The organism is Pragia fontium DSM 5563 = ATCC 49100 (genome assembly GCF_900112475.1).
GTDB classification, from domain to species: domain Bacteria; phylum Pseudomonadota; class Gammaproteobacteria; order Enterobacterales; family Enterobacteriaceae; genus Pragia; species Pragia fontium.
In genome coordinates this window covers 147564-174130 of the sequence record NZ_FOLW01000006.1, presented here as the reverse complement: position 1 = coordinate 174130, position 26567 = coordinate 147564, and the positions used below count along the sequence as shown (strand labels likewise).

General features: G+C 42.8%; 21 protein-coding genes. 16 read left to right on the top strand and 5 right to left on the bottom strand.

The window, feature by feature from the left end; translation table 11 throughout:
- Positions 1-57: 57 nt before the first annotated feature.
- A complete protein-coding gene (locus tag BMZ28_RS10700) occupies positions 58-3699 on the bottom strand; it encodes a hypothetical protein (protein WP_047780894.1) in 3642 nt (1213 codons plus the stop codon).
- 1036 nt (positions 3700-4735) lie between these two features.
- Between BMZ28_RS10700 and BMZ28_RS10695 the strand changes: the two genes are divergently transcribed.
- The 10 genes from BMZ28_RS10695 (at position 4736) to BMZ28_RS10650 (ending at position 19086) form a co-directional block, all read left to right on the top strand.
- Positions 4736-5989: an HlyD family secretion protein gene (locus BMZ28_RS10695; protein ID WP_047780895.1), complete on the top strand. Its 1254-nt coding sequence runs from the start codon at positions 4736-4738 to the stop codon at positions 5987-5989.
- A 25-nt stretch (positions 5990-6014) separates the two neighbouring features.
- A complete protein-coding gene (locus BMZ28_RS10690) occupies positions 6015-8174 on the top strand; it encodes a peptidase domain-containing ABC transporter (RefSeq protein WP_047780896.1) in 2160 nt (719 codons plus the stop codon).
- Entirely contained in the window at positions 8175-9875 is a 1701-nt protein-coding gene (locus BMZ28_RS10685; RefSeq protein ID WP_047780897.1) for a TolC family protein, read from the top strand.
- 120 nt (positions 9876-9995) lie between these two features.
- Positions 9996-10355 carry an IS1/IS1595 family N-terminal zinc-binding domain-containing protein gene (locus BMZ28_RS17735; RefSeq protein ID WP_437438251.1) on the top strand — a complete coding sequence of 120 codons (360 nt, stop codon included), beginning with the start codon at positions 9996-9998 and terminating at the stop codon, positions 10353-10355.
- Between the two features lie 417 nt (positions 10356-10772).
- Positions 10773-12728 (top strand): peptidase U32 family protein, encoded by a 1956-nt coding sequence (locus BMZ28_RS10675; RefSeq protein WP_074823060.1) that lies wholly within the window; start codon positions 10773-10775, stop codon positions 12726-12728.
- Between the two features lie 51 nt (positions 12729-12779).
- Positions 12780-15245 carry a DUF3772 domain-containing protein gene (locus tag BMZ28_RS10670; RefSeq protein ID WP_074823057.1) on the top strand — a complete coding sequence of 822 codons (2466 nt, stop codon included), beginning with the start codon at positions 12780-12782 and terminating at the stop codon, positions 15243-15245.
- Positions 15246-15788: 543 nt separating this feature from the next.
- Positions 15789-16565, top strand: a complete 777-nt coding sequence (locus BMZ28_RS10665) for an SDR family NAD(P)-dependent oxidoreductase (RefSeq protein WP_074823052.1) — start codon at positions 15789-15791, stop codon at positions 16563-16565.
- Positions 16566-16641: 76 nt separating this feature from the next.
- Positions 16642-18042, top strand: a complete 1401-nt coding sequence (locus BMZ28_RS10660; protein WP_074823050.1) for a GntP family permease — start codon at positions 16642-16644, stop codon at positions 18040-18042.
- A gap of 10 nt (positions 18043-18052) precedes the next feature.
- Positions 18053-18640 carry a cupin domain-containing protein gene (locus tag BMZ28_RS10655; protein ID WP_083399680.1) on the top strand — a complete coding sequence of 196 codons (588 nt, stop codon included), beginning with the start codon at positions 18053-18055 and terminating at the stop codon, positions 18638-18640.
- A 128-nt stretch (positions 18641-18768) separates the two neighbouring features.
- A complete protein-coding gene (locus BMZ28_RS10650; RefSeq protein WP_074823046.1) occupies positions 18769-19086 on the top strand; it encodes a DUF1330 domain-containing protein in 318 nt (105 codons plus the stop codon).
- Between the two features lie 44 nt (positions 19087-19130).
- Here BMZ28_RS10650 and BMZ28_RS10645 read toward each other — a convergent pair whose 3' ends face one another.
- Positions 19131-19745, bottom strand: a complete 615-nt coding sequence (locus BMZ28_RS10645) for a PAS and helix-turn-helix domain-containing protein (RefSeq protein WP_083399679.1) — start codon at positions 19743-19745, stop codon at positions 19131-19133.
- 582 nt (positions 19746-20327) lie between these two features.
- Between BMZ28_RS10645 and BMZ28_RS10640 the strand changes: the two genes are divergently transcribed.
- On the top strand, positions 20328-20717 hold the full coding sequence (locus tag BMZ28_RS10640; protein WP_047780902.1) for a RidA family protein: 390 nt from the start codon (positions 20328-20330) through the stop codon (positions 20715-20717).
- 246 nt (positions 20718-20963) lie between these two features.
- On the opposite strand, the gene minE is transcribed toward BMZ28_RS10640, so the two are convergent.
- The 3 genes from minE to minC are packed head-to-tail and all read right to left on the bottom strand — an operon-like array spanning position 20964 to position 22762.
- On the bottom strand, positions 20964-21236 hold the full coding sequence (gene minE, locus BMZ28_RS10635; protein WP_074823043.1) for a cell division topological specificity factor MinE: 273 nt from the start codon (positions 21234-21236) through the stop codon (positions 20964-20966).
- Positions 21237-21242: 6 nt separating this feature from the next.
- Positions 21243-22055, bottom strand: coding sequence for a septum site-determining protein MinD (gene minD, locus BMZ28_RS10630; protein WP_047780904.1), 813 nt, complete (start codon positions 22053-22055; stop codon positions 21243-21245).
- A 23-nt stretch (positions 22056-22078) separates the two neighbouring features.
- Positions 22079-22762: a septum site-determining protein MinC gene (gene minC / locus BMZ28_RS10625; RefSeq protein WP_047780905.1), complete on the bottom strand. Its 684-nt coding sequence runs from the start codon at positions 22760-22762 to the stop codon at positions 22079-22081.
- A gap of 147 nt (positions 22763-22909) precedes the next feature.
- Here minC and BMZ28_RS10620 point away from each other — a divergent pair, with 147 nt between their 5' ends.
- From BMZ28_RS10620 to BMZ28_RS10600, 5 genes are all read left to right on the top strand, one after another.
- Complete coding sequence (locus BMZ28_RS10620) at positions 22910-23191, top strand: YcgL domain-containing protein (RefSeq protein ID WP_074823040.1); 282 nt, start codon at positions 22910-22912, stop codon at positions 23189-23191.
- A gap of 66 nt (positions 23192-23257) precedes the next feature.
- Positions 23258-24295 carry a lytic murein transglycosylase gene (locus tag BMZ28_RS10615; RefSeq protein WP_074823037.1) on the top strand — a complete coding sequence of 346 codons (1038 nt, stop codon included), beginning with the start codon at positions 23258-23260 and terminating at the stop codon, positions 24293-24295.
- Between the two features lie 156 nt (positions 24296-24451).
- Positions 24452-25108, top strand: a complete 657-nt coding sequence (locus tag BMZ28_RS10610; protein WP_047780907.1) for a fumarylacetoacetate hydrolase family protein — start codon at positions 24452-24454, stop codon at positions 25106-25108.
- Between the two features lie 103 nt (positions 25109-25211).
- Positions 25212-25658, top strand: a complete 447-nt coding sequence (gene ycgN, locus BMZ28_RS10605) for a cysteine cluster protein YcgN (protein WP_047780908.1) — start codon at positions 25212-25214, stop codon at positions 25656-25658.
- Between the two features lie 197 nt (positions 25659-25855).
- Positions 25856-26302 (top strand): hypothetical protein, encoded by a 447-nt coding sequence (locus tag BMZ28_RS10600; RefSeq protein WP_074823031.1) that lies wholly within the window; start codon positions 25856-25858, stop codon positions 26300-26302.
- Positions 26303-26567: the final 265 nt, after the last annotated feature.

Genomic DNA, 26567 nt, shown 5'->3' with positions numbered 1-26567 from the left:
ATCAAGTAATAATGATTAATTAATAAAGGGGCGAGAATCCGCCCCTTTGGGGGGTAATTACATTACAGAAATACCGTTTTGAACCCAGATCTGTGCATCTTCGTCTTTATCGTAGACATACAGATTGTATTCAACGCCATTTTTGTTAGCGACAGCAACGTTAGTCCAACTGGTTAAATCCAGATCAACTTTGTCTTCAGAATCACCATTAACAAACAGTTTCTTCTCATCGTTTAGCTTAACCAGATCGTCATACTTAACATCCAGCGTCAGGGCGGAAGTGGTATTTAAATCGATTTGCTCGATGTTGCTCAGTTTGTTTAAGGTTGTTGAATCGATGGTTTTCGCTTCGGTATCACCAAAGAACACGGTATCAAAGCCTTTGCCGCCATCAATTGAAGTGAACTTGTCAGACATAACCATAATGTGATCGTTACCGTCTCCGGCATTCACTTTAGTTACACCTTTCAGTCCGTCAATAACATCGTGACCTTCGGTACCGACAGCCGATTCATAGTTACCTTCAACATATTCGCCAGGCTTAGTGACATCACCATGCTCACCCGTTCCACGGATAGAACCATCGTTGTTGTAAGTACGGCTATACAGGTTGCCACCGGTATCTGATACTTCAGACCAGGTAACCGCAAAGCCACCGTCAGCCAAAGCAACAACTGAAGGCAGTGAACACGTACCTGGATCGTCAACACCTTTATCAACAATGATTTCTGGCGTGATTGCTTGACCATAAATATCAAAAACACGAGAAACAACGTGAGACTCGCCTTCGGTAGTCATAGAGGCCCAAGTGACAACATAGTTTCCGTTTTCCAGAACAGTGATGTCGTGTGCGCCAACCAAAGTGTTCATCAGAACGCCTTGAGCACCATCGGTTGTAGTATTGACTACGGTAGGCTCTGCATCAATCGGTACTAACTTATTATTTACGATTTGGAAGCGTTGTAACAGTAAGTCACCTTTGTCGCCGCCAGAAATGCGTGCCCATGAAACAGCGAAAGTACCGTCATCCAGAGCAACAATCTTAGGTGCAACGTCAGCGGAACCTTTAGGTGCATTGGTATTTAGGGTAACGCCATCCAGAACGATCTTGCCAGTTTTGAAGTCAACAACAGACAGTTTCAGATCGATTGGATTCTTCAGGAATTGATCCAGAGACCAGTCTTTACATCCCTGCTGCCATACGACCGCGTATTGACCGCCACCGATATCTGAACCGGCTAAGCCTTGGCTGTCACTACCTGGGTTAGTTCCAAACAGGAAGTTACAAACTTTGTCGAATACGCCATTGTTGGTGGTGATATAGCCATTTTCAGACAGGAAGCCACCTAACAAGATGTCATGTGGGGTTTCCAGATTGTCACTTACCTTGACCAGATTACCGTTAGCATCTTCAGCATAGCGCATGCTATACAGGTTGGTACCCGCTTCTAACAGGTTGAAATCGAAGAAGCTCAGTACTTTATCAACGATAGACTCGATCGGTTCAACAGCCAGCTTCAGAATACCTTCAACGATGGTATCGATCAGAGAACCGACGATTGGAATGCCTTTTAAACCTAAAGCACTACAGAATTCTCTCACCAGGCCAGAAACATCTAGGTTATCGACGATATTTTCTAAATCAAGAGGTTCACGGTTGTTGCTGCCGGTAAAGACAACGCTACCATCTTCCATTTGAATAATAGAGGTGCTATGTGCACCTTGACCGATAAGTGCGGTAGCAATGTGGTTGGTCAGGGTATTCACGAAGCCATCAACCATTGCTTTGAAGTCTGTATCCGGAAGGATATGCAGGAAATCAATGGTTTTCAGAGCGCTGGTCAGGAAGTCAGCAATTGGGTTAACGATGCCTGATAAAGTATTGGTAATGAAGTCAGCAACGTTGTCCGGCAGCCATTCTTTCAGGAAGCCATTCATTCCGCCGATATCATTATGTGCTTTAACCATCTGTGGGCCGTTGGTAATTGGCGTACCTTCAGCGGTGAAACGCTCAAATACCACATCATGACCGGTATAGCTGGTTGCGTCACCATTCTTGGCGTAAAGCACGGTAATTGCGCCATCAACAGGTGATACAGCAACATCAAAGTTACTCAGGAATTGTTGGGCAGTTGCTCTGCTGTAACCATCGGCAACATTTTTGTCACCCAGAGTCATTTCATTAACCAGCGCACCCTGAGCATCAAAGATTTTAACTTTAATATCATAGAACTTAGAACCCGGTGCTTCGGTTTCTGGATAAGCTACCAGATAGCCGCCGTTAGGCAGGGCACGGGTGATAGAAATTGGTGCGTCAACCTCGTTATCAGTTTCGACTCCACGAATGTCAGCCGTAATGACAGACATATTGTAAGGTTTTTGTTCGAAAGTGATATCAGCGGTTTTGGTTGAATCAGTAACTGGTGCCGTAATCACAGTACTAACGTCAAAATCATGCTTACCAACAGGTAAATTTTCAACTTTAACTGACCAATTACCATCTTTGCCTACGGTGGTGGTGCCAACAACTTTATCACCATCCATCACGTTTACCACAGAACCTGGGGTTCCCAGACCATGGATAGTTGGTGAGGTAATCTCAGTGGTAGCAGAGATATCGATGGCGTTTTCACCGTCACTCATACCAATAATGGTGGCTTTGGTTGTGACAGGAACAGTGATTTTTGCTGTGTTACCTAAGTCATCCGCCATGCTGATGACGCTGGTGCCAGGAATTAATGCGGTGCCATCGGCCAGAGTGATTTTGTAGTTGCCTTTATCATCGGCTTTCACTTCATAATCAGTTTTACCGTCACCATCTACGTCTAACTTGATTACTGCACCAGGCTCGGTTTTACCAGTAATAACGTTGAGATCCTGAGAAACGACCATGGATTCAGAATCAGGTGCAGTTGCGTCAATAATGGTTTTAACCAGTACTTTTTCGCCTGATTTGTTTAGAACCCAAACAGTAACCGTTGCCCCATCAGGAATAGTGATTGGTGCAGGGAAAGTCCAGTTGCCATTTGCATCTGTTGTCGCGGTAAAGTCATGCTGACCATCGCTGTTTACATCAATATAAACCGTGGTATTTTTCGCATCACTTGCGCCAGACAGGCTCGAACCATTTGAACGATTAATCGTCAGAGTCGTTGCATCACCCGCGTCGCTTGGATTTGGACCGCGAGAGCCAGAGGATGAATCTTTGTTGTGGTCAACGGCTAAAGCGATAAGACCTGCGACGCCTGCAGCACCTAAACCTAATGCAACAAATAAACCGGTATTATCATCACCATCTTCAGCGACTGCGCCTTCTTCGCCACGTAGTTCATAGTAATCCCAACCGGAGATAACGTCTTTTAATTGCTCTGGGGTATAGGCAATAACTTCGCTACCATCAGCATAAAGACGCTCATCACCCAGAACAATTTGTTTTTCCGGTAAGCCTGATTGAGGATCGTTATCGATAGTGATAGAACTCATTGCCTGATCGGCTGGGCCGAAAAAGTTATCAACATTAATGACTTTGCCGTCTGTGGTATGAATCACTAATTGTGATCCAGAACGAGACATGTTGGCGATGTTGCCATTATTGCCTTCAACAAATAAACGAGTGCCTGGGTTTGCGCTAATGCTTGTTGATAGATCCAACGGCATTTCTTGTACAGCTTGCCCTGCTTTTTGTACGTATAGTTTCATATCCATAACCTATATTTGAGGTGTAAAATTAGCTTTAAAGATAAATATTTAATTTAAGGGGATTACCAGCTAATAGTTTCCATTAACAGTGTAACTTTCTATATTTTGTTTAAATGCATTAATGTCAAATTTTTCAATCTAACAAATCCACTCCCTCCTCATTCGGCTTCATATGCTTATTTATGTGCGAGTCAAATTTAACAAAAAAAATATATAATGCAAATTTAAAGAAAAGATATGTTGCTGTTTTTATATGAAAATAAGTACTGATTTATAATAATTTAGATTTCATTTATAAAAACAAAGTTATACTTATGTGGTGGTGTGGTGTTGTTAATTTTTTTTTAGAACTCCTTTGATACCTGTGTCTTCTTGGTTTTTTGTTTTTTATTTTAAAGTAAAATCAATGAGTTAATTTTAAACATTGTTTTTATCGATTAAAAATGAATGCGTTTTAATTAATTTCATGGCGCGACTATTATGTAAGTGAAAATAACTTATATAGGGTTGATGGTAACTTTTGAAGGATTGAGATTGACATATTTCTCTAAGTTATTAAGAGTCACTTTATAATAAGATTGCTTGTCAGGTAAAATGTTTTTAAGTTAGTAATTGTCATTGCATTTATTTACACTGTTGTTATACACTCAAAAAAATATAGCGTCTATTTTAATAAAGGGTGATGTTTTGGTATCCACTTCAAATAAGTAATTAGGTTTTTATTAATTTCTTATGAGTAACTTCTTATATGAAGTAAGTTATATTTTTCGTTGTACATAAAACGCTATTAATTCTGTCTATGCAAAATTCAGTGTTATGTAATAGATAATGATTTAGATGTTAGTGAGATTACACCGTCAAATACCGGGGGGTAATTAATAACCGGATGATAGCGTGTGATTTTTTTATTTTAAATTTGAGAAAAACTGAGGGTAGTTGAGTTAGTAAAGACAGGCTAATCCCTGTTGGTTTACTGGAACAATCATCTCACTCAGTAGCATATGCAATACCATAAATATTAAGGATAAGAGGGATTATGGGGCTATTTCGCCAGGAGGCTCTTCAGGCTGAAAAGCAAAAGTGGCTTGGCAGCGTGATGCTAAGTACACCTTTAACGCTGAAGTTTTTTACTTTTTTTGTTTGTACCACTACCGTTTTTATCGTGGTGTTCTGCGTACTATTTTCCTATACCCGAAAACAAACCGTTACGGGACAATTGGTGCCAGATAAAGGCGTTATTAAGGTTTACAGCCAGCAGTATGGTGTTGTTACGGATAAAAAGATCAAAGAAGGCGAGTTGGTTAATAAAGGTGACGTTCTTTATATTATTTCCAGCGAAAGGGAAGCGTCGAACAATCGTGGAACACAGCAGGCCATCAGTACACAAATACAGTCTCGCTTGGCTTCTCTAAATGAAGATCTGGATAAAAACCGCGAACAGTTTACTGCGGAGAAATCACTGCTCGAGAACTATATTCACCAGCTCAATAATCAAGTGAATACATTAGACAAACAAATTGTTAATCAGAGAAAAATATTACAGTTAGTGCAGCGACGTCAGCAGCAGTATCAGGATATTTATAAAAAAGAGTATATTTCTCTGGAACAATTTGAGCGGGTTAAAGAAGAGGTACTCCAACAACAGAGTGCGCTGAGTAGCTATGAGCGAGAAAAGATTAATGCTCAAAAAGAGCTGGCTGGGCGACAGTCAGAGTTAGACGGTTTATTACTGAAGTTTGATAAACAACAGTCTCAGATAGAACGAAATATCTCTTCAACAAAACAAGAACTGGCTGAAAGTGAAGCTAAGCGTGAAATCATTATTCAGGCTCCTCAGTCGGGAACGATCACAGCGGCTGTGGCTCAAACGGGGCAGTTTGTCGACAACAGCAAACCTATGGTCAGTATTATTCCAGAAGGATCCAGACTACTGGTTCATCTTTATGCGCCAAGTAATGCGGTTGGGTTTATTCAGGAAGGTGCGGAAGTTTGGTTACGCTATCAACCTTATCCCTATCAAAAATTTGGCCAGTATCGCGGTAAAGTTATCTCTATCTCTAAAACGGCATTGTTACAGCATGAGCTGAAAAGTACAGCCAGTATCAGCAATGAAGCTTCTCTTTATCAAATCACCGTTCAGCCGGAACAACAATTTGTCAAGGTATATGGAAAAGATAAGCCATTGCAACCAGGGATGGAGCTCGAGGCGGATATTACGCTGGATAAGAGAAGGCTTTATGAATGGGTATTGGAACCCTTGTTAAGCATTACAAAAAGAACAGCTGACTGACAGCCAGAGGAATAGGGAATAAAGGATGAGTTTTGTTAAGAAAATTAACTTTGGATTAACCAGTCAGCGCTTACCAGTTCTGATACAGACAGAGTCTGCTGAATGTGGACTGGCCTGTTTAGCCATGATAGCTGGCTATTATAATTACAATATCGATTTGGCGACCTTACGGGGAAAATACAGTATTTCCCAAAAAGGTGCCAACCTTAGCCAATTATTGAATATTTCAAAGCAGCTAAATTTGAACAGTCGTTCGTTGAGACTGGAGCTTGACGAACTTCCTAAGCTTAAGCTGCCATGCATACTGCATTGGGAATTTTCTCACTTCGTTGTCTTGAAAGCGATTAAAGGTAATAAATGCATTATTCACGATCCGGCATTTGGCGTTCGCCAACTGACATTTTCTGAAGTATCAAAGTCGTTTACTGGTGTAGCGGTAGAATTATGGCCAGATGAGGGATTTAAAGCCAAAGAGGAGCGTCGTCACGTTCGATTCAGGGATCTTATCGGCAAAATCACCGGTCTGAAAGGCAGTTTTATTCAGGTATTGATACTGGCGTTAGGGATTGAGCTATTTAGTATTGTCTCCCCGCTATTTACTCAATGGACTATTGACTATGTCATTGTCTCGAATGATAAAAATCTGTTGCTAACCTTGATCGTCGGTTTTGGTTTTATGATGCTGGTTCAGCAGTTGACTTCCGCCGTACGTGCGTGGGTGATGATGTATATTTCAACATCAATCAGTGTGCAATGGCGTGATAGCGTATTTCGGCATTTGATGCGTCTTCCCATTAGTTATTTTGAAAAGCGTCACTTGGGCGATATTGTCTCCCGTTTTGGTTCGGTTGATGCGATTCAATCTACGCTATCGTCATCGTTCTTTGTGGCTATTCTCGATGGTCTGATGACGATTGTGACGTTGGTCATGATGTATATCTATAGCCCAATGTTGGCAACCATCTGTCTGATCACCATGCTGTTTTATGTTATTGGCCGGATCCTTTGGTATCGGCCATTACGTATGGCAACCGAGGAGCAAATTATCCATGGCGCCAAACAGCAAAGTCACTTTTTAGAGACGGTACGCGGCGTCAGAACCATCAAATTATTCCAACGTCAGGCGGAACGTACTGCAGATTGGATGGCTTTGTTGGTCCGGCAGGTTAACTCCGGCGTTCGAGTACAAAAACTACAGATTTATTATCAGCAATTGAACGGATTACTGTTCGGGATTGAAAACTTAGTGGTCTTAGGATTGGGGGCGGTGATGGTCATGGACCAAACATTTACCGTTGGGGTTTTGATGGCTTTTACGTCGTATAAAGGGCAGTTCAGTAGCCGTATTAGTAGCCTGATCGATAAATATTTTGAATTGAAGATGTTGAGTATTCAAACCGAACGTTTGGCTGATATTGTACTCACTGAACCTGAAGATGCCATTGAACAAAAGCAGGTTGCCCCACAAACCAAACCGCCGAGAATTGAGTTTAAAAACGTCAGTTTCCGCTATTCAGAACATGAACCATTGGTGATTAATGATGTGTCATTCACCATTGAACCTGGGGAATGTGTAGCACTAGCCGGCGCTTCCGGCTGCGGTAAGACAACGTTAAGCCAACTGCTAATCGGTAGTCTGGAGCCAAACTCCGGCGAAATACTGATTGACGGCGTTAGCATTAGAAACCTGACGGTTGCGAACCTCAGACGTTTTAGTGCCACCGTATTGCAGGATGACGTGTTGTTCGCTGGATCGATTCTGGACAATATCACCTTCTTTGATCACAACATTAATCATGAATTGGCGGTTAAATGTGCTTGTATGGCGGCGATTCATCATGATATCGAACAAATGCCTATGCAATACAACACGTTAGTTGGTGATATGGGGATTGCCTTATCCGGTGGTCAGAAACAGCGAATCTTATTAGCCCGAGCGTTGTATAAGCAACCTCAGCTCATCATTCTTGATGAGGCGACCAGTCATCTCGACGTTCAACTTGAACAGTTGGTTAACCAGTCCGTTAGTCAATTAGCCATTACCCGTTTAGTTATTGCTCATCGTCCACAAACCTTGGCTATGGTCGATCGAATTATTGTGATTGAAAATGGAACCGTAGGACAGGAGCTGACACCGGCTGAGCTTTTCCAAACCGCCGAGCCGGTAGCAGAGGAGGGTAATTAATTGAAAAAGATACTTCTTGCCAGCCTGATTTATTCAGTCCTGTTTCCGGTTGGAACTGCCAGTAGCGCAGTAAACAATGTACACAATTTCATTGATGATATTGCAACATCAAGACCGGTATCAACCGGGGAGAGTCGAGCTGTATCCATACCGCAAAGCGAAACCTCCCTTAAGGAATTGCCGGATGCAACACAATATCTGAGAGAAGTTAAAGCCAATCCGAATAGGGTTGCTCAGCAATCCGAGGGGAAAACATGGACCAAGGTTTCATCGACCTATCAAGGTTCAAATGAGATCTCAACGGAGTCACCATTATCGCAACCCGAGCAGTCATTATCTCAGTCAACCTCATTGACGCCGCCGCCGGCTCAAAATCAGGTGGTAGTACAAGATTTCTCCGTGAAGAAGGGAATGGAACCGGATATTTGCCTGACGAACGCGGCGAGTAAGAACAAGCTGAGCTTTTATGAGGTCGTTGTGTTAGCGATGTGTAACGACCCTAAAGCTAAGGCGACCTGGCTGAATTTACGCCATTATCAAATTGCCAAAGACGGTAGTTATGCCGGTTATATGCCGACGGTAGATCTGACTTCATCTTTTAATCATACCGACAACACGACTAAGGTTGAAGGGCAAGATATTGATATTAAAAAGGAGTCCTGGGCACACACCTTGGAGCTGAGTTGGCTTTTATTCGATTTTGGCCAGCGAGAAGCTAGCGTAGACCGCGCGAAAAGTGAATTAATAGCCGTAGAGTTTTTATCGCTATCTGATTTACAGGATGTGGTTCTGGATTCTGCTCAGAAATACTTTTCCGTTATCGCTGCTGAAGCTTATTTGGACGCTGCCCGAGATATCGAACTGATCGCTTATAAGAGCCTACAGGTTACCAAGGCTAAGCGTGAAGCGGGAATTGGTGTATTAGCGGATGAATTACAGGCTAAAAACGCCGCCTTATCAGCCACAAACTATCGTATTAAAGCGGAAGGTGATGTGCGCAATGCGATGGGTGCTCTGGCCTCAGTGTTGGGGAAAAATATTACTAAAGACATTAGTTTCCAACGTGGTTTAACGGTGCCTTCTCAGCGCTCTCTTAATGATATTAATCAACTGATTGAGAAGGCGTTGAATCAACATCCACAGTTGTTGTCGGCGAAAGAACAGATAAGGGTTTCAGAGAAAGAGCTTGATGTGGCAAAGAGGGGCTTTCTACCCTCGGTCTATTTTACCTCCCGTTGGGGCAACGATCGCCTTAAATACGGTCCTGGCTATGATACCGAAGAGCTGTATATGGGGGTTAACGTCAAAGTTCCTCTATTTAGCGGTTTTAGCCAGTATAACGCAGTAAGGACAGCGCAAAATAAAGTTGAGCTGACAAAGAATCAGTTAGCTCAAACTCGGCAAGATATTGCGCTACAGGTATGGCAAACCTATCAACGATTAACAACCGCGCAAAATAATCTAACAAATATGAGTGAATTAGTCGCGTCATCACGTAAAGCGTATGACATTGCTCGTGGTCGTTATCAATCTGGCGTCGGTAGCATCTTAGAATTACTCAATACGCAAAACGACCTGTCAGAAGCGCAAATGAATAATGTAAATACCATGGTGGACTGGCACTTGGCCCGGCTTGCGTTAGCTTCAAGTTTAGGTCAGCTGAACGTGTCTACCATCAAAAACAGTCCACTTAATCAATAAAAAGTGAAGTTTTGAAAAATAATGAAGTTTTGTTTTGTGACAGGAAAAGGAATTGATTTATCAACAGATTTATCCTGTCTGAAACAAATTGGCACAATCGGTTAATCGTTGTGTTCCAAAATGCCACTTAAGGCAGAAAATGCGTACAGCCGTTGCTATCGCTTTTCAGGGCGTGAGATATATGGAGGTATTGAAATGAAAAGTCGTCTGATTATATGTCATCATTGTAGCGAGAGAAACTGTGTTCGTAGACACGGAAAAGCTCGTTCTGGGTTACAAAGGTATTTTTGTTCAAACTGTAAACGAACATTTCAGATTAACTATATTTATCAGGGGCACGAAGGGAAGATTCTACGTCAGGTCGAGTCCATGTACGATGAGGGAAAAACCAGGGCAGAAATTTGTCGAAATCTGGGAGTTAATCCAGTGGTCGTTGATCGCTATCTTTATCTGATTTCAATGGAAAGTGACGCATATTAAGCATTATCATTTTGCCTGAATATCATTTATCAGGAACGTTTATTTGTATATTTATGCGATGTCGTATTTTGGGGAGGAGCTGAAGAGGATAGCTGGATAGGTGTTTTTCTTCAGCTATTTCTCTTGAGCATGATTTGGTGTATCAGTGTGGTTATTTTAATCAATTAAACATATGGCGTTTTCCCTCTCTGGGCAGTATCCCCTTCAATAGGAAATGATTCCTGACAAAATATTCCGCTATCAATCTGACAATGCGAGAATAATCAAATCTAAGGTACAATACGCAATCGTGAATCATGGTCTATTCACCAGTTAAAAATTGGTTGAATATTAATGGTTTAGTTTTAGCCATGTTTAGACCGGTATCCATTGCAAACGTGTAGCAATTCCGATTAACAATAATATAAATCAGTGAATATGAGACTTTTAGACAATCAAATTGAATTACTTAGCCCGGCTCGTGATGTAGAAATTGCTCGTGAGGCTATTTTGCACGGTGCGGACGCTGTTTATATTGGTGGCCCCAGTTTTGGCGCCAGGCATAACGCGGGGAACAGTCTCAGAGATATTGCTGATTTAGTCACGTTTGCCCATCATTACTACGTTAAAGTATTTGTTACTCTGAATACCATTTTGCATGATGATGAACTTGAACCAGCGAGGAAGTTGATCAGCCAGCTCTATGAGGCCGGTGTTGATGCGCTGATTGTACAAGATATGGGCATTCTACAGCTGGATATTCCGCCCATCGATCTCCATGCCAGTACTCAGACAGACATCCGGACGGTAGAGAAAGCTAAATTCCTGTCGGAGGTTGGTTTTTCCCAGTTGGTTTTAGCCAGAGAACTGAGTCTGGAGCAGATAGGACAAATCAAACAAAATGTGGATGCATCTATTGAATTCTTTATTCATGGGGCTTTGTGTGTCGCATTTTCTGGTCAATGCTATATTTCTCATGCGCAAACTGGTCGAAGTGCTAACCGTGGTGACTGTTCCCAAGCTTGCCGTCTGCCTTATACCTTAAAGGATGATAAAGGGGGCGTGGTTGCCTATGACAAGCATTTGTTATCGATGAAAGATAACGATCAGTCGGCTAATTTGTCTGCCTTAATTGATGTTGGCGTACGTTCATTTAAAATTGAAGGGCGTTACAAAGATATGGGCTATGTGAAAAACATTACCGCCTATTATCGCCAGCAGCTCGATCTTATTTTAGAGCAGCGCCCGGATTTATCTCGCGCTGCCAGCGGTAAAACAACACACTATTTTACTCCCGATCCGCAAAAAACGTTCCATCGCGGCAGTACCGACTATTTTGTTAATCAACGAAAAATAGATATTGGTGCTTTTGATTCTCCAAAATTTGTCGGATTACCGATAGGAGAAGTGCTGAAAGTGGCGGATAAATATCTCGATGTTCAGGTTACTGAATCGCTAAGTAACGGTGATGGGTTGAACGTTTTGATTAAGCGTGAAATTGTTGGCTTTCGCGCCAGTAAAGTGGAGAAGGTTGATAGCCTGCGTTATCGCGTTTACCCGAATGAAATGTTAAGTGAGTTTAGTAAATTAAGGCCGAACCATCCGCTAAGCCGCAATTTAGATCATGTTTGGCAACAAGCATTATTGAAGTCATCCAGCGAACGCCGTATTGATGTTGAATTATATTTAACCGAAGGGGCCTCAGGCCTGGAGCTTCAGGCAACATGCGAAGAAGGTGTCATGGTTACAGTGTCACTTAATGAGCGGTTTGAAGTGGCTAATCAGGTCGAAAAGGCGCGGAAAAGTCTGCAGGACGGGCTTGCTAAGCTTGGGCAGACAGTCTACCGCGCTAGTAAGGTGACTATCGATTTACCGACGGTTTATTTTATTCCCAGCGCTCAGTTAAATCAGTTAAGACGTAATGCCATTGATGCATTAACCATTGCTCGTTTAGAAAATTATCAGCGTGCCGAGCGTCGACCTGTTTCCGTTCCGGCGCCGGTTTATCCTGAGACGCATCTAACGTTTTTGGCTAACGTTTATAATCATAAAGCTCGTGAATTTTATCAGCAGTTTGGCGTAGAGTTGATTGATGCCGCTTATGAAGCTCATCAGGAAAAATCCGATGTTCCGGTGATGATTACCAAACACTGCTTACGCTTTGCTTTTAATTTGTGCCCGAAACAGGCAAAAGGCGTTCAAGGGGTTAAAGGTCGAGCGACGCCGATGCAATTGGTGCATAACGATGAAGTATTAACGTTAAAGTTTGACTGTAAGCCTTGTGAGATGCAGGTGTGGGGTAAGATAAAACCTCATGTCCTGAAAACGCCGCTAGCCGGTAGTATTGTGGCGTCAATTAGCGTTGATGATTTGAAGAAGACCATTAAATCATAAAGAAAATAACTTAGCGATGGAATGTGATTAGGCTTTGAGGTTGTACTTATTATGCGCAAATTTTCACGGACCTTACTACTTTGTTTTTCCATGTTGCTTATTGGTTGGTCATCCGCAAGCATGGCGGTCAATAAATCTAATACTGTTGGGAAGAACAGTGACACCACAACGGCCGTTGAAGAGAACAAAACGGTTAAGACGGCCGATTTGGAAGACCTACAGCAGCAGTTGAATGAGATAAAGCAGCAGGTTTCTGCTGCTTCTAAAGATAGTCAGCTTAGCGCATTAAATAATCAGGCAGCGGAGTTAGCTAATAAGGCGGATGAATATACCACCATTTTATTACCTAATTTGGCGCAGATAAAAACTCAGTTAGAGGTAGTTGGCCCAGCGCCCGAACCGGGAGCGCTGGACGAATCTGCTGAAGTGAGCAAAAAACGTAACAGCCTTAATAATGAGAAAGCGAAGATTGAGAAGAATCTGGACTATGCTCAAACGCTAAAGAGTAATGCGGCTAACCTTTCCAAACAGATCATTGAGTTACGCCGGAATGCCTTGAAGACTCAACTGGCATTGGATGCGGGTAGCATATTAAGTTCTCGCTTTTGGTCGCCTATTTTTAGTCCTCTGCCGGAGGATCAGCTTAAATTTGACGATTTTTGGCAACAACTGAAAGATACCTGGTCTGCCGCTTGGGAATCGGATGTTTTTTGGGGTTCCTTAAGTCTGGCGCTACTTTCTATTGCTATCTGGCTCTGTAGTCGACGGTTAATGGAAAATGTATTGGTGTGGATCAGTGCCCGGGTATTTCCCGATGGCAGGCTACGCCGCAGTTTTCTGGCTTGTGCCATGGTAGTGGGAACGGTGGTGACCATCTATGGTGGCGCTAACCTGATGTATTTGGTGTTTGCCCGTAACTATCAGCTTACGCCGTTGATGCAAGGGTTTGTTGATGCGCTACTGGGATTGACCATTTTCTCAGCCTTGATTGTGGGTTTGGGCAGGGCGCTATTATCAATTCAACGACCATCATGGCGCCTGATGCACCTGCCGGATCCTTTAGCTCATGCACTTCGTCGCTATCCAGCGGCAATGGCTATTTTATTGATGCTTTTTGGTACCATTGAGCAGATGAATTCCGTAGTCGGTAGCAGCGTCTCTACGGCGATTTTCGGCAACGGTATTGCCTCGTTGTTAATTGGACTATTGCTTGGCTCAGCCACATTACGGGTTAATAAAGCACGTAAAAAACTGAGGGCTCAGGACGAGACCGTGGAATCTCGTTCTACCATTGTGGGTTTGATTTATCTCTCTGCTACAGTGGTTTCGGTGGTGATATTACTGGCATTAATGATCGGTTATATTCCATTAGCCCGCTTTCTTACCTATGAAGTGGTGTGGTTCAGCATTGTATTATCCTGCCTGTATTTAACGACTAAGCTAACCGGCGATCTGTGTGAGAGCTTGTTTTCTGAACACCACGCCAGCGGTAAATGGATTAAACAAGCGTTTAATCTGGATGGTCGCTATTTAGAACAGGCCAGTATCCTGTTTTCTGCTATTGGCAGAACCATCCTGGTACTGTTGGCAATTATTGCCTTGTTTAACGGTACCTATGGCTCAACGACGCCGATGACGATTGTCGATAAAGTTATCGAAATTATGGGCAGCGATAGTCTCGGCAAGATTAATATCGTACCGGCTAATTTGATGAATGCCGTTATTTGTTTAGTGGTTGGCCTATACATTCTGCGTACGGCACGACGCTGGTTGAATACCAAGTTCCTGCCGAAAACTGCCATGGACTCCGGCATGCGAATGTCGTTGGTAACGCTATTCAGTAATATCGGTTATGTGTTAGTTATTCTGGTTACCTTGTCCGTATTGGGCATAGAGTGGAATAAATTGGCCTGGATTGTCAGTGCATTATCCGTCGGTATTGGTTTTGGCCTACAAGAAATCGTGAAGAACTTTATTTCTGGCCTGATCTTATTAACAGAACGACCGGTAAAAGTTGGTGATTTAGTCAGTATAAGTGGCGTTGAAGGGGATATTCGCCGTATTAACGTCAGGGCGACTGAAATTCAGCTCAGCGATAAATCAACGGTGATTGTACCTAACTCTCAACTGATTTCTCAGAATGTGCGTAACGTTACGATGGGCAATGCCCAAGGGGTTGCAACCATTCCGTTGATCTTTCCGTTGGATATCGATCCTGAGCAGGTCAGGGATATTCTCCTGGAGGCGTATACCCAGCATGAATCCATTCAAGATATGCCCGCACCGTCAGTTTCGTTTAGTCAGCTCACGCCTGATGGTATCACGCTAAGCGTAACGGGATACGTCAGCAGTCCGCGTATTGTTAGCCGTACCAAAAGTGATTTGTTGTTTGATATTCTTAAGCGTTTGCGGGTTGCCGGGGTGCAACTCTCCAGTCCACAGAATCTGGTGGTGCAAAATCTTCCTGCGGAGATTGCGGCGAATTATACGGATAACGCGAAGAAAGATGATGCCTAGATAAGCGTGATTCTGAAGTGGTGAACGTTATCTAGGTGTCAATAATGCAGGGGTTATTTGTTTTCTTTTCTTTCACCAAATAGTTAGCGCGTTGAGATTGATGCTAACTATTTGGTGGTCATGTTCAAAGCGGCTGAATTTAATGGCTCACTTTTATTGTTTATAAGCTTCGTGTTAATCCTCTCGTAAAACTCAAATCGTCTAATAAGAACGTTTCATCTCAACTTGTTACTTCAGCTTGAAATTTTCCGTTTTTAACGACCATCACCTCCGATTGGAGGCATTCATTCCATATCGGCATTTTATATATCAATAGGCGGGATTTTTATCACACGCTGAAACTCAATTTGATTAGGTAATTTTACGACTAGAAACGGCATGATTTCTGACTGATATTAGCGAAGCGTTGTTAATGAAAAGAAAATTAATTGTTAATTATTTCCTTGTTACATCTCGGCCGTTAAATGCTCACTGGGTGCCACTTTCATCATTTGATAAGTACTGCGGCCTGCTAATTCATTAAATTTATAAAAGGATTACGGTATGCGATTTCCCGATAAAACGGTCTTTGTAACTGGCGGCGGATCCGGTATCGGTGGGGCAGTTAGTCAAGCATTTGCGATTGAAGGGGCACGTGTTGCTATCGCCGATCTTAATTTTACCCATGCTAAAAAGGTCGCGGATGAAATTACGAGCAAAGGTGGTAAAGCCATCGCTATTTCACTTGATGTATCGAGTGCTGAGTCGGTAGATGCTGCATTTTCACAGGCTGAAGCTTGGTACGGTGAAACAACGAACGTCTTGGTAAACAGTGCTGGCATCATTGGTATCAATGCTTTTCTTGATTATACATTGGCACAATTTCAGCAAGTGATGGCGGTGAATGTCACAGGGGCATTTATATGCGCTCAGCGGGCGGCAAGAAGTATGGTTAAGGCAAACGCTGGACACATTGTGAATGTAGCTTCCGTTAGTGCGGAGCGGGCTGGGGTTGGCCGGATTGCTTATGGGACATCCAAGGCGGCGATGGTGGGTTTAACCAGACAACTGGCCATGGAATTAGGTCCATATGGCGTGACGGCCAATTCGATAGCTCCAGGCCCGGTATTAACCCCGATGACCGCAGCAAGTTATACCACAGAAACCATCGATGCTTACACTTCGATGATTCCAGCCAGACGGTTAGGTACGTTGGATGAAATGACCAATGCCATTCTTTTTCTGGCATCCGATCATGCTCGTTATATCAATGGCATCTTTATGCCGGTTGATGGCGGTTATCTTGCTGGGGGCGTCAATAAAACCGGAAAAATAAGCTAGACGTGCTGAGTAGGATATCGATTTCTTGCCCAAAACCGGGAGGAGAAAAAATGTCTGTTATAGAGATGATAATAAAATGCCTATATTCATAGTGTTGTCAGCATTAGCATTTCTCATGGTTATGGCCTATCGAGGGTATAGCGTGATACTTTTCGCGCCCATTGCGGCACTCGGGGCTGTGTTATTAACGGATGCATCCGCTGTCGTGCCGGTCTTCTCTGGCGTTTTTATGGAGAAGATGATGACTTTTATGAAGTTATATCTTCCGGTATTCGTTTTGGGGGCGCTGTTTGGCAAGGTTATTGAAATATCGGGTTTTTCGTCGGCGATTGTCGCTGCGGTTATTCGATCTTTTGGACTATCAAGAGCCAATATCATTATCGTCGCTGCGTGTGCGCTGATGACTTACGGTGGTGTTTCGGTCTTTGTTGTCGTTTTTACGGTCTATCCATTTGCCGCAGAACTTTATCGGCAAAGTAATATCCCAAAGCGACTCATGCCGGGCGCACTCGCTCTGGGGTCGTTCTCTTTTACCATGGATGCATTGCCTGGTACGCCACAAATCCAAAATATCATTCCCACCACCTTTTTTAATACGACATCGTTAGCCGCGCCAGTACTGGGCATAGCGGGCTCTCTTTTCGTTTTAACCACAGGATTGGTTTATCTTGAAATACGACGACGCACGGCAATAAAAACCGGCGAAGGTTATGGCAAGAATAACGACAATGAACCAGAGAAAGTTGAGGTTTCTAAATTACCCCATCCGTTGTTAGCAATAGCACCGCTGTTATTAGTTGGTGTGGTGAATTATTTATTAACGGTTTTCATACCGCAATGGTATGGCAACTCTTATAACGTTACCAATGAGGTTTTACGGGGTATTCATACGCCAATAACGGGGTCAATCGCCAGCGTCTCAGCCATCTGGGCCGTCGAGGGGGCGCTGCTGTGCGGGATTCTGTTTGTCATTCTGACGGCTTATAAACCAGTGAGTAAACGTTTTACTGCCGGTTCTAAAACAGCGATTTCAGGCGCATCGATGGCGGCATTGAATACTGCATCTGAATATGGTTTCGGCAGTGTGATTGCCGTGTTGCCAGGATTTCTGATGGTGGGCAGTGCATTACAATACATTCCCGATCCGTTGGTGAATGCGGCAGTATCGGTGACTACGCTGGCGGCGGTGACCGGTTCCGCTTCCGGGGGACTCAGCATTGCATTAGCGGCAATGGGCGACCAATTTATTCTTGCTACGCAAGCAGCGCAGATACCACTAGACGTTTTGCACCGGGTTGTTGCTATGGCAAGTGGTGGAATGGATACGCTTCCTCACAATGGTGGCGTTATTACCATGCTGGCTGTCACAGGACTTACTCACCGACAGTCATATAAAGAGATCTTTGGTATCACGATAATTAAAACGATTGCGGTGTTTGTTGTCATCGCGGTTTATTACATAACTGGATGGGTATGAGGTTATAGCCATGCCATTTAATCAAGAACGCTTTATAAATCATAAAAGCGAGTTGTACCGAGGTGTTGATCATCGTCCGATGATGGGGGGATTTACACGCCATCAACCAGATAGTCATATTTATGTAAACCGGAGGAATACAATGAAAAGTAGTCTAGATTCTTCGAATTCATCACTGCAACCGAAGTCCCCAGCGGAACTACTCAAAAAACTGACTTATGCTACACCTGAGACAGCACCTTTCGTACCTGGGCGCCGGGCATTTTTTAAGTATCGAGAGCTTGGTCTGACAGATGCTACGGAGGGGCAGGTAAGAGCTCAAGTGACAATGGCAACAGGCGTCATGCAGCAAACGGGATGGCATTACCACATCTGCGATGTTCATTTTATCTATACCCTGCGAGGCTGGATTGATCTTCAGTTCGAAGACGGAAGGACTATTCGAGTGGGTGCTGGCGAGTCGCTCTTTATTCCACCCGGTCTAAAACATAACGAAACGGCCATCTCTGAGGATCTGGAGTTATTTGAAATGTCGGTACCCGCGAAAATGGAAACCGTTCCCTGTAATCCGCCGGAGGGTATCGGCAAATTTGCATAATCCTGTCGGATGTACGCCTTCTGTAATCAATAGCTGATGAGGCAGAAGGCTTTCTTCATTTAATAATGCGATCGGTATTTGAAGGTTGACTACATATTTTTGCATCATATCTATGCATAGGGAGAGTTATGATTAAACGAGGATATCTTTTTGCTGAGTTGAGGGTGCTTGATTCTGAGGTTTTTTATAAAGATTACATGAGCCGAGTTGAGCCAATTTTGAAAAAGTATGAGGCACGATTTTTAGTTTCCACTAATGTGCCAGAGGTTCTTGAGGGCGGAAGAAATGTGCCGCGCGTTATTATACTGGAGTTTAGCTCTGTTAACGTCGCTAAAGATTTTTATTACTCACAAGAATATCAAGAAATCATAACGTATAGATTTCGTTCTGCGTATACACATCTCTATATTCTGGATGGTTTACCGGTACAAAATGACTTGGAATAGGCGTATTCCAGCTCTGATTGTGATATGTGGGGGATATCACGGCGTTAAAGATATCGACCAATAAGCTTGGCGACAAGTTCGCCCGTAGATTTCGCGGACAGCTTCTGCATTAACCTTTCTTTATGCGCTTCTACCGTGCGTTGACTGATACCAAGTTGCCTGCCAATTTCTTTGCTGGATTGACCCAGCACGAGAAATTGAGCAACTTCACGTTCACGTACAGTCAATTCTCTGGACACTGGCCGACGTAATGATATGTCTTGAAAAACCCAAGTGGCAGATTGGAGTGGATCGGCTTTGTCGATTGCCTGCCCTGAGGCATAACACCAAAATAAACGTCCTGTTTTATGGCGCATGATGCGCTCATCACTGTACAAACCTGTTTCACGCATAACTGCTGCGGCTCGATTGCCGGTATGCTCGAATTCCGTAAGAGAAGGGTATAAGCAATCTAATGATCGATCGATAAGTTCATCAGACTCATAGCCAAACATATCAGCGAAGGCTTTATTGTAAAAACTGATTGTTCTTATTTTAGCAACGACGAGTAAGCCGACAGGAGAAAAATGAAAAGCAACATTTAGCAATTGTTCATTATTGCTAGTATTGTTGATATGAATATTATTTTCTAATGGTGGCTGAAAATTTTTATTGAGCATTTAAACATCCCTGATTCATTTAATTTGCTGATTACGTAAAGGTTTAAAATATTTATCAGTCGACTATTCGTATTAAAAATCAATCATATTAAATCGCTGGTAGTTAGAGGTCAGTCATTCTCCTGGGGCTAGAAGCCACGCTGACTTAGCGACAGCAAACCATTGCCCCTGACCCGATGGTAAAAGGGGCTAAGGTATGGCAATGAGGAGAAAAGTTTTCCTTGTTTTTACTTTGATGAGTCTCTTTTATTTATAAATAAACAAATAAAAATATACGAGGAATTAATATCACTTTTTTGAACAGCATCAAAAAAACGAAAATAATTTTTTAACAAAAAAATGTTTTTATATTATTAAGCTGAATGATGTCTCATTCATTTAATTGCCTAACATTTTATAGTTATGTGAAGTGGAAGATTTAATGATAAATAATCTAAGAAGTAACGTTTAAGATACATTGGTATTACATATTTATGCTTGATTAGTAAAATAATACTAATAGTCTTGCTACGGCCCTTATGCCACTATCGGTTAGACTGAAGTTTACCATTGATCAAGTTAATCCGATAAGGAGTATAGAGTATGCCAAGAATTGTCTACGATTCGCCAGAAATTGTTGCCTCGGGGCCTTATTCCAATGCTGTTGACGCTGGAGAGTTGGTCTATTTTGCCGGGCAAACGGCCATGAATTCTGAAGCAGGCGTTGCTTATGCAGATGACATTCAAAAGCAAACGGCTCAATGTTTTAAAAATTTATTGGCGTTGCTTAAAGCGGCTGGCTTGAGTGAGAGCGATGTTGTAAAGGTTAACGTTTATCTGACGGATATGGAAAATTTCTCAGAAATGAATGAAGAATATAAAAAATATTTTTCTGCGCCTTATCCAGCTCGAACCTGCATCGCAGTACTGGGCTTGCCTTTGGGGGCCGAAGTAGAAATTGAAATGATAGCCAGAAAAGCCAAATCAAATTGATTGTTGAATAATTTTTAATATCGCCAACGATAAAAAATACTGTTTCCCACGCGTTATATTCTGCCTGCTGATATTTATCGGCAGGTTTCTGTGCGTGTTATTTATAGGTATGGGGGGTATTTGTCGGACGAGGTTGGTGGATTCTGATTTGTTATTGTTCTGTTTTATCCCGATTTCCGGTAACAGTAAAAATATTTACTGTTACCGGGGACCAGACTGCCGTTACTTTTACCAGGAAGCGGTTATTTAGCGCTTCGGCGGCTCTTCATTTTCCGGCAGGGTAACGTTAAGTTCTAACACGGAGATATCATCTCCTTTTTGCTCCAACTGAACGCTGACCATTTCAGGATCGATTTGTACATATTTGCAGATAACTTCAAGAATATCTCTTTTCAGTTGTGGCAAATAGTGAGGTTCGCTGTCTCCGCGACGGCGTTCGGCAACGATAATTTGCAGCCGCTCCTTGGCAATATTGGCTGTTGCCTTTTTGCGGGACAGAAAGAAATCTAACAGTGCCATGATGCGTTATCCCCCGAACAGTCGCTTTAATAAACCTTTCTTTTCTTCCGTTAGGAAGCGGAATGGTTTCTCTTCGCCAAGAAGGCGATCGATGGTATCGGAATAGGCTACGCCTGCATCGGATTCGGTATCAAGAATGACCGGTTCACCTTGGTTAGATGCCCGTAAAACCGATGGACTTTCAGGAATCACACCAACCAATGGAATACGTAGAATCTCGACCACGTCTTCTACGCTTAACATATCACCACGAGTTACGCGGCCAGGGTTATAACGCGTTACCAACAGATGTTCTCTGATCGGATCTTCGCCATTTTCTGCGCGTCTGGACTTGGAAGCCAGAATGCCAAGAATACGGTCAGAGTCGCGAACCGATGAAACTTCAGGGTTAGTGGTAATAATGGCTTCATCAGCAAAGTAAAGCGCCATCAGGGCGCCACTCTCAATACCAGCAGGAGAGTCACAGACAACAAAGTCGTATCCCATCTCGTTTAAATCTTCGAGTACTTTGGCGACGCCTTCTTTGGTTAGCGCATCTTTGTCACGGGTTTGAGACGCAGGCAGAATATAGAGGTTATCTGTACGTTTATCTTTGATCAGTGCTTGATTTAGCGTGGCATCACCTTGAATAACGTTTACAAAATCATAAACGACACGGCGCTCACAGCCCATGATCAGATCAAGATTACGTAAACCGATATCGAAATCGATAACAACGGTCTTTTTACCTCTTTGTGCTAAACCAGTAGCAATGGCAGCGCTGGAGGTAGTCTTACCAACGCCTCCCTTACCGGAAGTAACAACAATAATACGTGCCATAGCGTGTTCCTTGTAAAAAAGGCTTAATTTAATGATTCAATGGTTAAAATATTATCTTTCAAAAACAGACGGGCGCTGTGCTCATAAAATGTAGCTGGTATCCGGTCACTTAACCAATATTGACCGGCAATTGATACCAATTCAGCTGCAAGCTGGGTACAAAATACCTGACAACTAGCGTCACCGCTGGCTCCAGCAAGGGCACGACCGCGCATCATGCCATAGACATGAATATTACCGTCGGCAATCAGCTCGGCACCGGCACTAACATGGCTGGTGACGATGAGGTCGCAATCGCGGGCATAAATCTGCTGACCGGTACGGATAGGCGTACTGATAATTCGTGTTTTCACGACTGGCGGCGGTGCCACAATAGGCGCAGATTTTGGTGATTTCGGCGCTTTTCCTTCCGTCAATAACGGTAAGCCAGCCAATTGAATGGAAAGCTTTTGCTCGTCATTCTGAAAACCACTTACGCCAACCACACGTAAACCTGCATCCGATACGGCGCGTTGGATTTGTAACCAATCAGCATCGGAAGGTAGAGTAGCAACGTTCAGAACCACTGGGGCGTTTTGTAAAAACGCCGGTGCCTGCTTTACTTTTTCGGTTAAAGCTTCACGAATAACTTCAGGTTCTGAATGATTTAAATGAACAACTGACAGAGTAAAACTACTGCCTTTTAATTCAATTGGCGATTGTGACATCTATCCTGACTCAATTTTGGCTCTAACTAACGTCAAAGCACTGCTTTAAAGTTCAATATTGTAAAATACACGAACGGATACTGCATGTTATAGTTAGCGGCATATCTAGGCAAGTCAATGAATAAATTAATTAGAGCGTAATGACATATGTTGTGTGCAATTTATCGAAGTAATAAGCGCGATCAGACCTATATTTATATAGAAAAGCAGGATGATTTCTCCAAAGTACCAGAAGAGTTAATGGCTAATTTTGGTAAACCGATTTTTGTGATGACGCTGTCGCTCGATAGCCGAGAGCGTCTGGCATCAGCGGATATCGTACGGGTGAAGCAGGATTTAACCGAGAAGGGCTTTTATTTACAGGTGCCACCGCCGATAGAGAGTTTGCTGCAACAACCTGAAGAATATGGTTGGTCAACAGAAGATTAATGCGTGGGGTAAATATAGATATTGCCGTTTAACTTTTTAAAGTAAATATGCTTCAGGATGGACGTAGTGAAATTATCAATAATGGCTTGGTTAATGGGCGCAGCGGTGTTGGTTGGGGGTTCTGGTAACGTTATCGGAGCTGAAACTGTTTTGACCGAATTGCCGGTAGCGCCAGTTCCGGTGATAGACGTTGTGCCTAATGACGAATCCCAGTTTCCTGCTTATATCGAAAAATTAAAAGCTAAAGCTCTGGCGCAAGGTATTGACCAGCAAACAATTGATCAGGCGTTTGCCAATGTTTATTTTCTCAATCGGGTGATCCAGTCCGATCAGAATCAGTTAGAGAAAAAGATAACGTTGGACGATTACCTACGACGGGTTCTCCCTCATAAAAAGGTGCAAAGAGCTCGTCAGATGTACCATGCTAACCAGGATAAGCTAAGTCGAGCCAGTGAACGATCCGGGGTTCCGGCTAACTATATTGTTGCTCTATGGGGAATGGAAAGTAACTTCGGCAAGATGCAGGGGAAAGAGGATATTATTTCAGCCATGTCAACGTTGGCTTTTGAGGGACGTAGAGAAGCGTTCTTCACAAAACAACTGATGGCTGCCCTACAAATTTTGCAGCAGAAGCATATCACCGCCGATCAACTTAAAGGCTCGTGGGCTGGCGCTATGGGGCAATGCCAGTTTATGCCAACATCCTTTATTACCTATGGCATGGACGGTGATGGCGATGGTCGGATTGATATCTGGAATAATTTGGATGATGTGTTTGCTTCAACGGCCAACTATTTAGCCACTGAAGGGTGGAATAATAAAGAGAGTTGGGGTCAGGAAGTTCGCATTTCGAAAAAGTTTAATCGTGAGTGGATTGGGTTGGAAGATGAAAAATCCAAGACGGTTGGGGAATGGAAGACGTTAGGGATTAAACTATCGAAGAAAGTTCCTACCGGTCAGCGAGCATGGATTATTCAGCCTGATGACGCTGAGGGCAGAACCTTTTTGGTGTTTAATAACTTCCGCACCATCATGCATTGGAATCGTTCTACCTATTTTGCCATTAGTATTGGCACATTAGCGGATAAAGTTATACAAAACTAAGCGGTGAATCTAAGTTTTCATTATTGGTACAGTGATATGATGTTGAGATCATAGTTGGACGATAATATCAGGTTAGCGTTGCATCGCTGCCGGGTAAATAATAAGTCCGTAAACCGACTGAACCAGATCATGGTTATGTGAAGGAGTAGTAAACATATGTATCAACATCGGGACTGGCAGGGTGACTTATTAGAGTTACCGGTAAGTAAAGTTGTCTGCGTAGGTAAGAATTATTCTGATCATATTAAAGAGATGGGGGATAATGCGCCAAAACAGCCGTTATTATTCATCAAACCTGAAACTTCGCTTTGTGATATTACTCAGCCAATCGCCATTCCTGACGGGTTTGGCTCAGTTCACTATGAGGTTGAACTGGCGGTTTTGATCGGTCTGCCGTTAAAGAATGCGGATGAAGGCCGAGTGGCAAACGCCATTGTAGGCTACGGTATTGCCATCGATTTAACGCTGCGTGATTTACAAGCCGAATGCAAAAAAGCGGGCGAACCATGGGAAAAAGCCAAGGCATTTGATGGCGCTTGCCCGATATCGGGTTTTATTCCGGTAGGGCAGTTTGGGGATGCTCAACAGGCCACTTTATCGCTAACCATTAACGATGAAATCCGTCAAAGCGGCAATACGAAAGAGATGATCACGCCAATTTTACCGTTGATCGCCTATATGAGTCGGTTCTTTACGTTGCGGCCGGGAGATATCATTTTAACTGGTACACCATCCGGCGTAGGGCCGATAGAACATGGCGATCGTTTCACCGTTTCCCTTAATGGTAAAGAAATTAGCAGTCGCGTGTTATAATCAATTTATATCATCTATTATCGTTGACGCCTGTAACCTCACTGTTACAGGCGTTTGATTTTAGATAGGCCTTGTTTTTTATAGTAATGAGTGGAATAGCGTAATGAGTCAGACCCCTTTTTGGCAGCAAAAAACTTTATCTGAAATGACCGATGATGAATGGGAGTCGCTGTGTGATGGGTGTGGTCAGTGTTGTCTGAATAAGCTGATGGATGAAGATACCGATGAAATCTATTTCACTAACGTTGCCTGCGATCAGCTGAATATTAAAAGCTGTCAGTGCCGTAATTACGATCGCCGCTTCGAACTGGAAGAGGATTGTATAAAGCTGACCAGAGATAATTTACCGACCTTTAGCTGGCTACCACCAACCTGTGCTTATCGTTTGATAGCAGAAGGTCAGTCATTACCTGAATGGCATCCGTTGCTGGTGGGTTCTAAATCAGCGATGCATGCTGCCAGAATCACGGTTCGCCATATAGCGGTACCGGAAAGCGAAGTGGTTGACTGGCAGGACCATATATTGAATAAGCCCGGTTGGGCTAGATAATTAATTGAGTTTATAAACCTATTAATTATCCATTTATTGTCGGGGTATCGGGGGCATTCCCTCATCTATTTTTCATAAATGCGGTAGATTGTTTGGATTGATGTATGCTCTATTCGTGTCAGTGAAAATTAGTACTATTTTGCTAAATCTCATTCTACGTTTCATATACTGCTCTATAGATATGTGTAAAAGAAATCATGGATAAATATGTTGAGAAAATAAACGGATACTTACATCTACTTGAGTTAATCAATCATGACTGCGATCGAGTTTCCGATTATTACATAGTCAAGCTAGAAGATGGTAAGTCGCTACTTGATTCAATTAATAAATATCACAAATCATTAACGGAATCATTCCCGCCTGAGTATTGGCATCCAAATCTTGAAATAGTGAACTTTGATGACGTAGAAGTAACTGCGGGACGTTGGTTTTTTGAGCATGAGGATCTTGACAGTCTACATAAGAATACCCGAATGTCCATAATGAACGGCTTTTATGACATGCTCTTTGAGATAATGGATAATTTTAAAGTTTATAGGCTCATTACGGCTCCACCAATCTGGTACGGTTCTTTATATGATGAGTATATTTTTGAATCTAGCTATGGGAATTATCTTCTACATTTTAGCTGTACTGATTGATTTAAGTGGGTTGATAGCAAGAGTATCCGAGTATGAATACTATAAAAGGATAATGTTCTAACATATCTAGAGAGTAGTATGAAACTTGCGTTCAATTAACCATGATATAGGTATGTATTTCCTTTCCATTACTTTTTCAGGCACAAAAAAGCCCCACAGAGGCAGGGCAAAAGAACTAACACATAATAGAACGCAACAATTTATAGCGAGTTAATATTAACGAAATAGCTAAAGCGTTGTAACTGTCATATTTACTAGTTAGCCT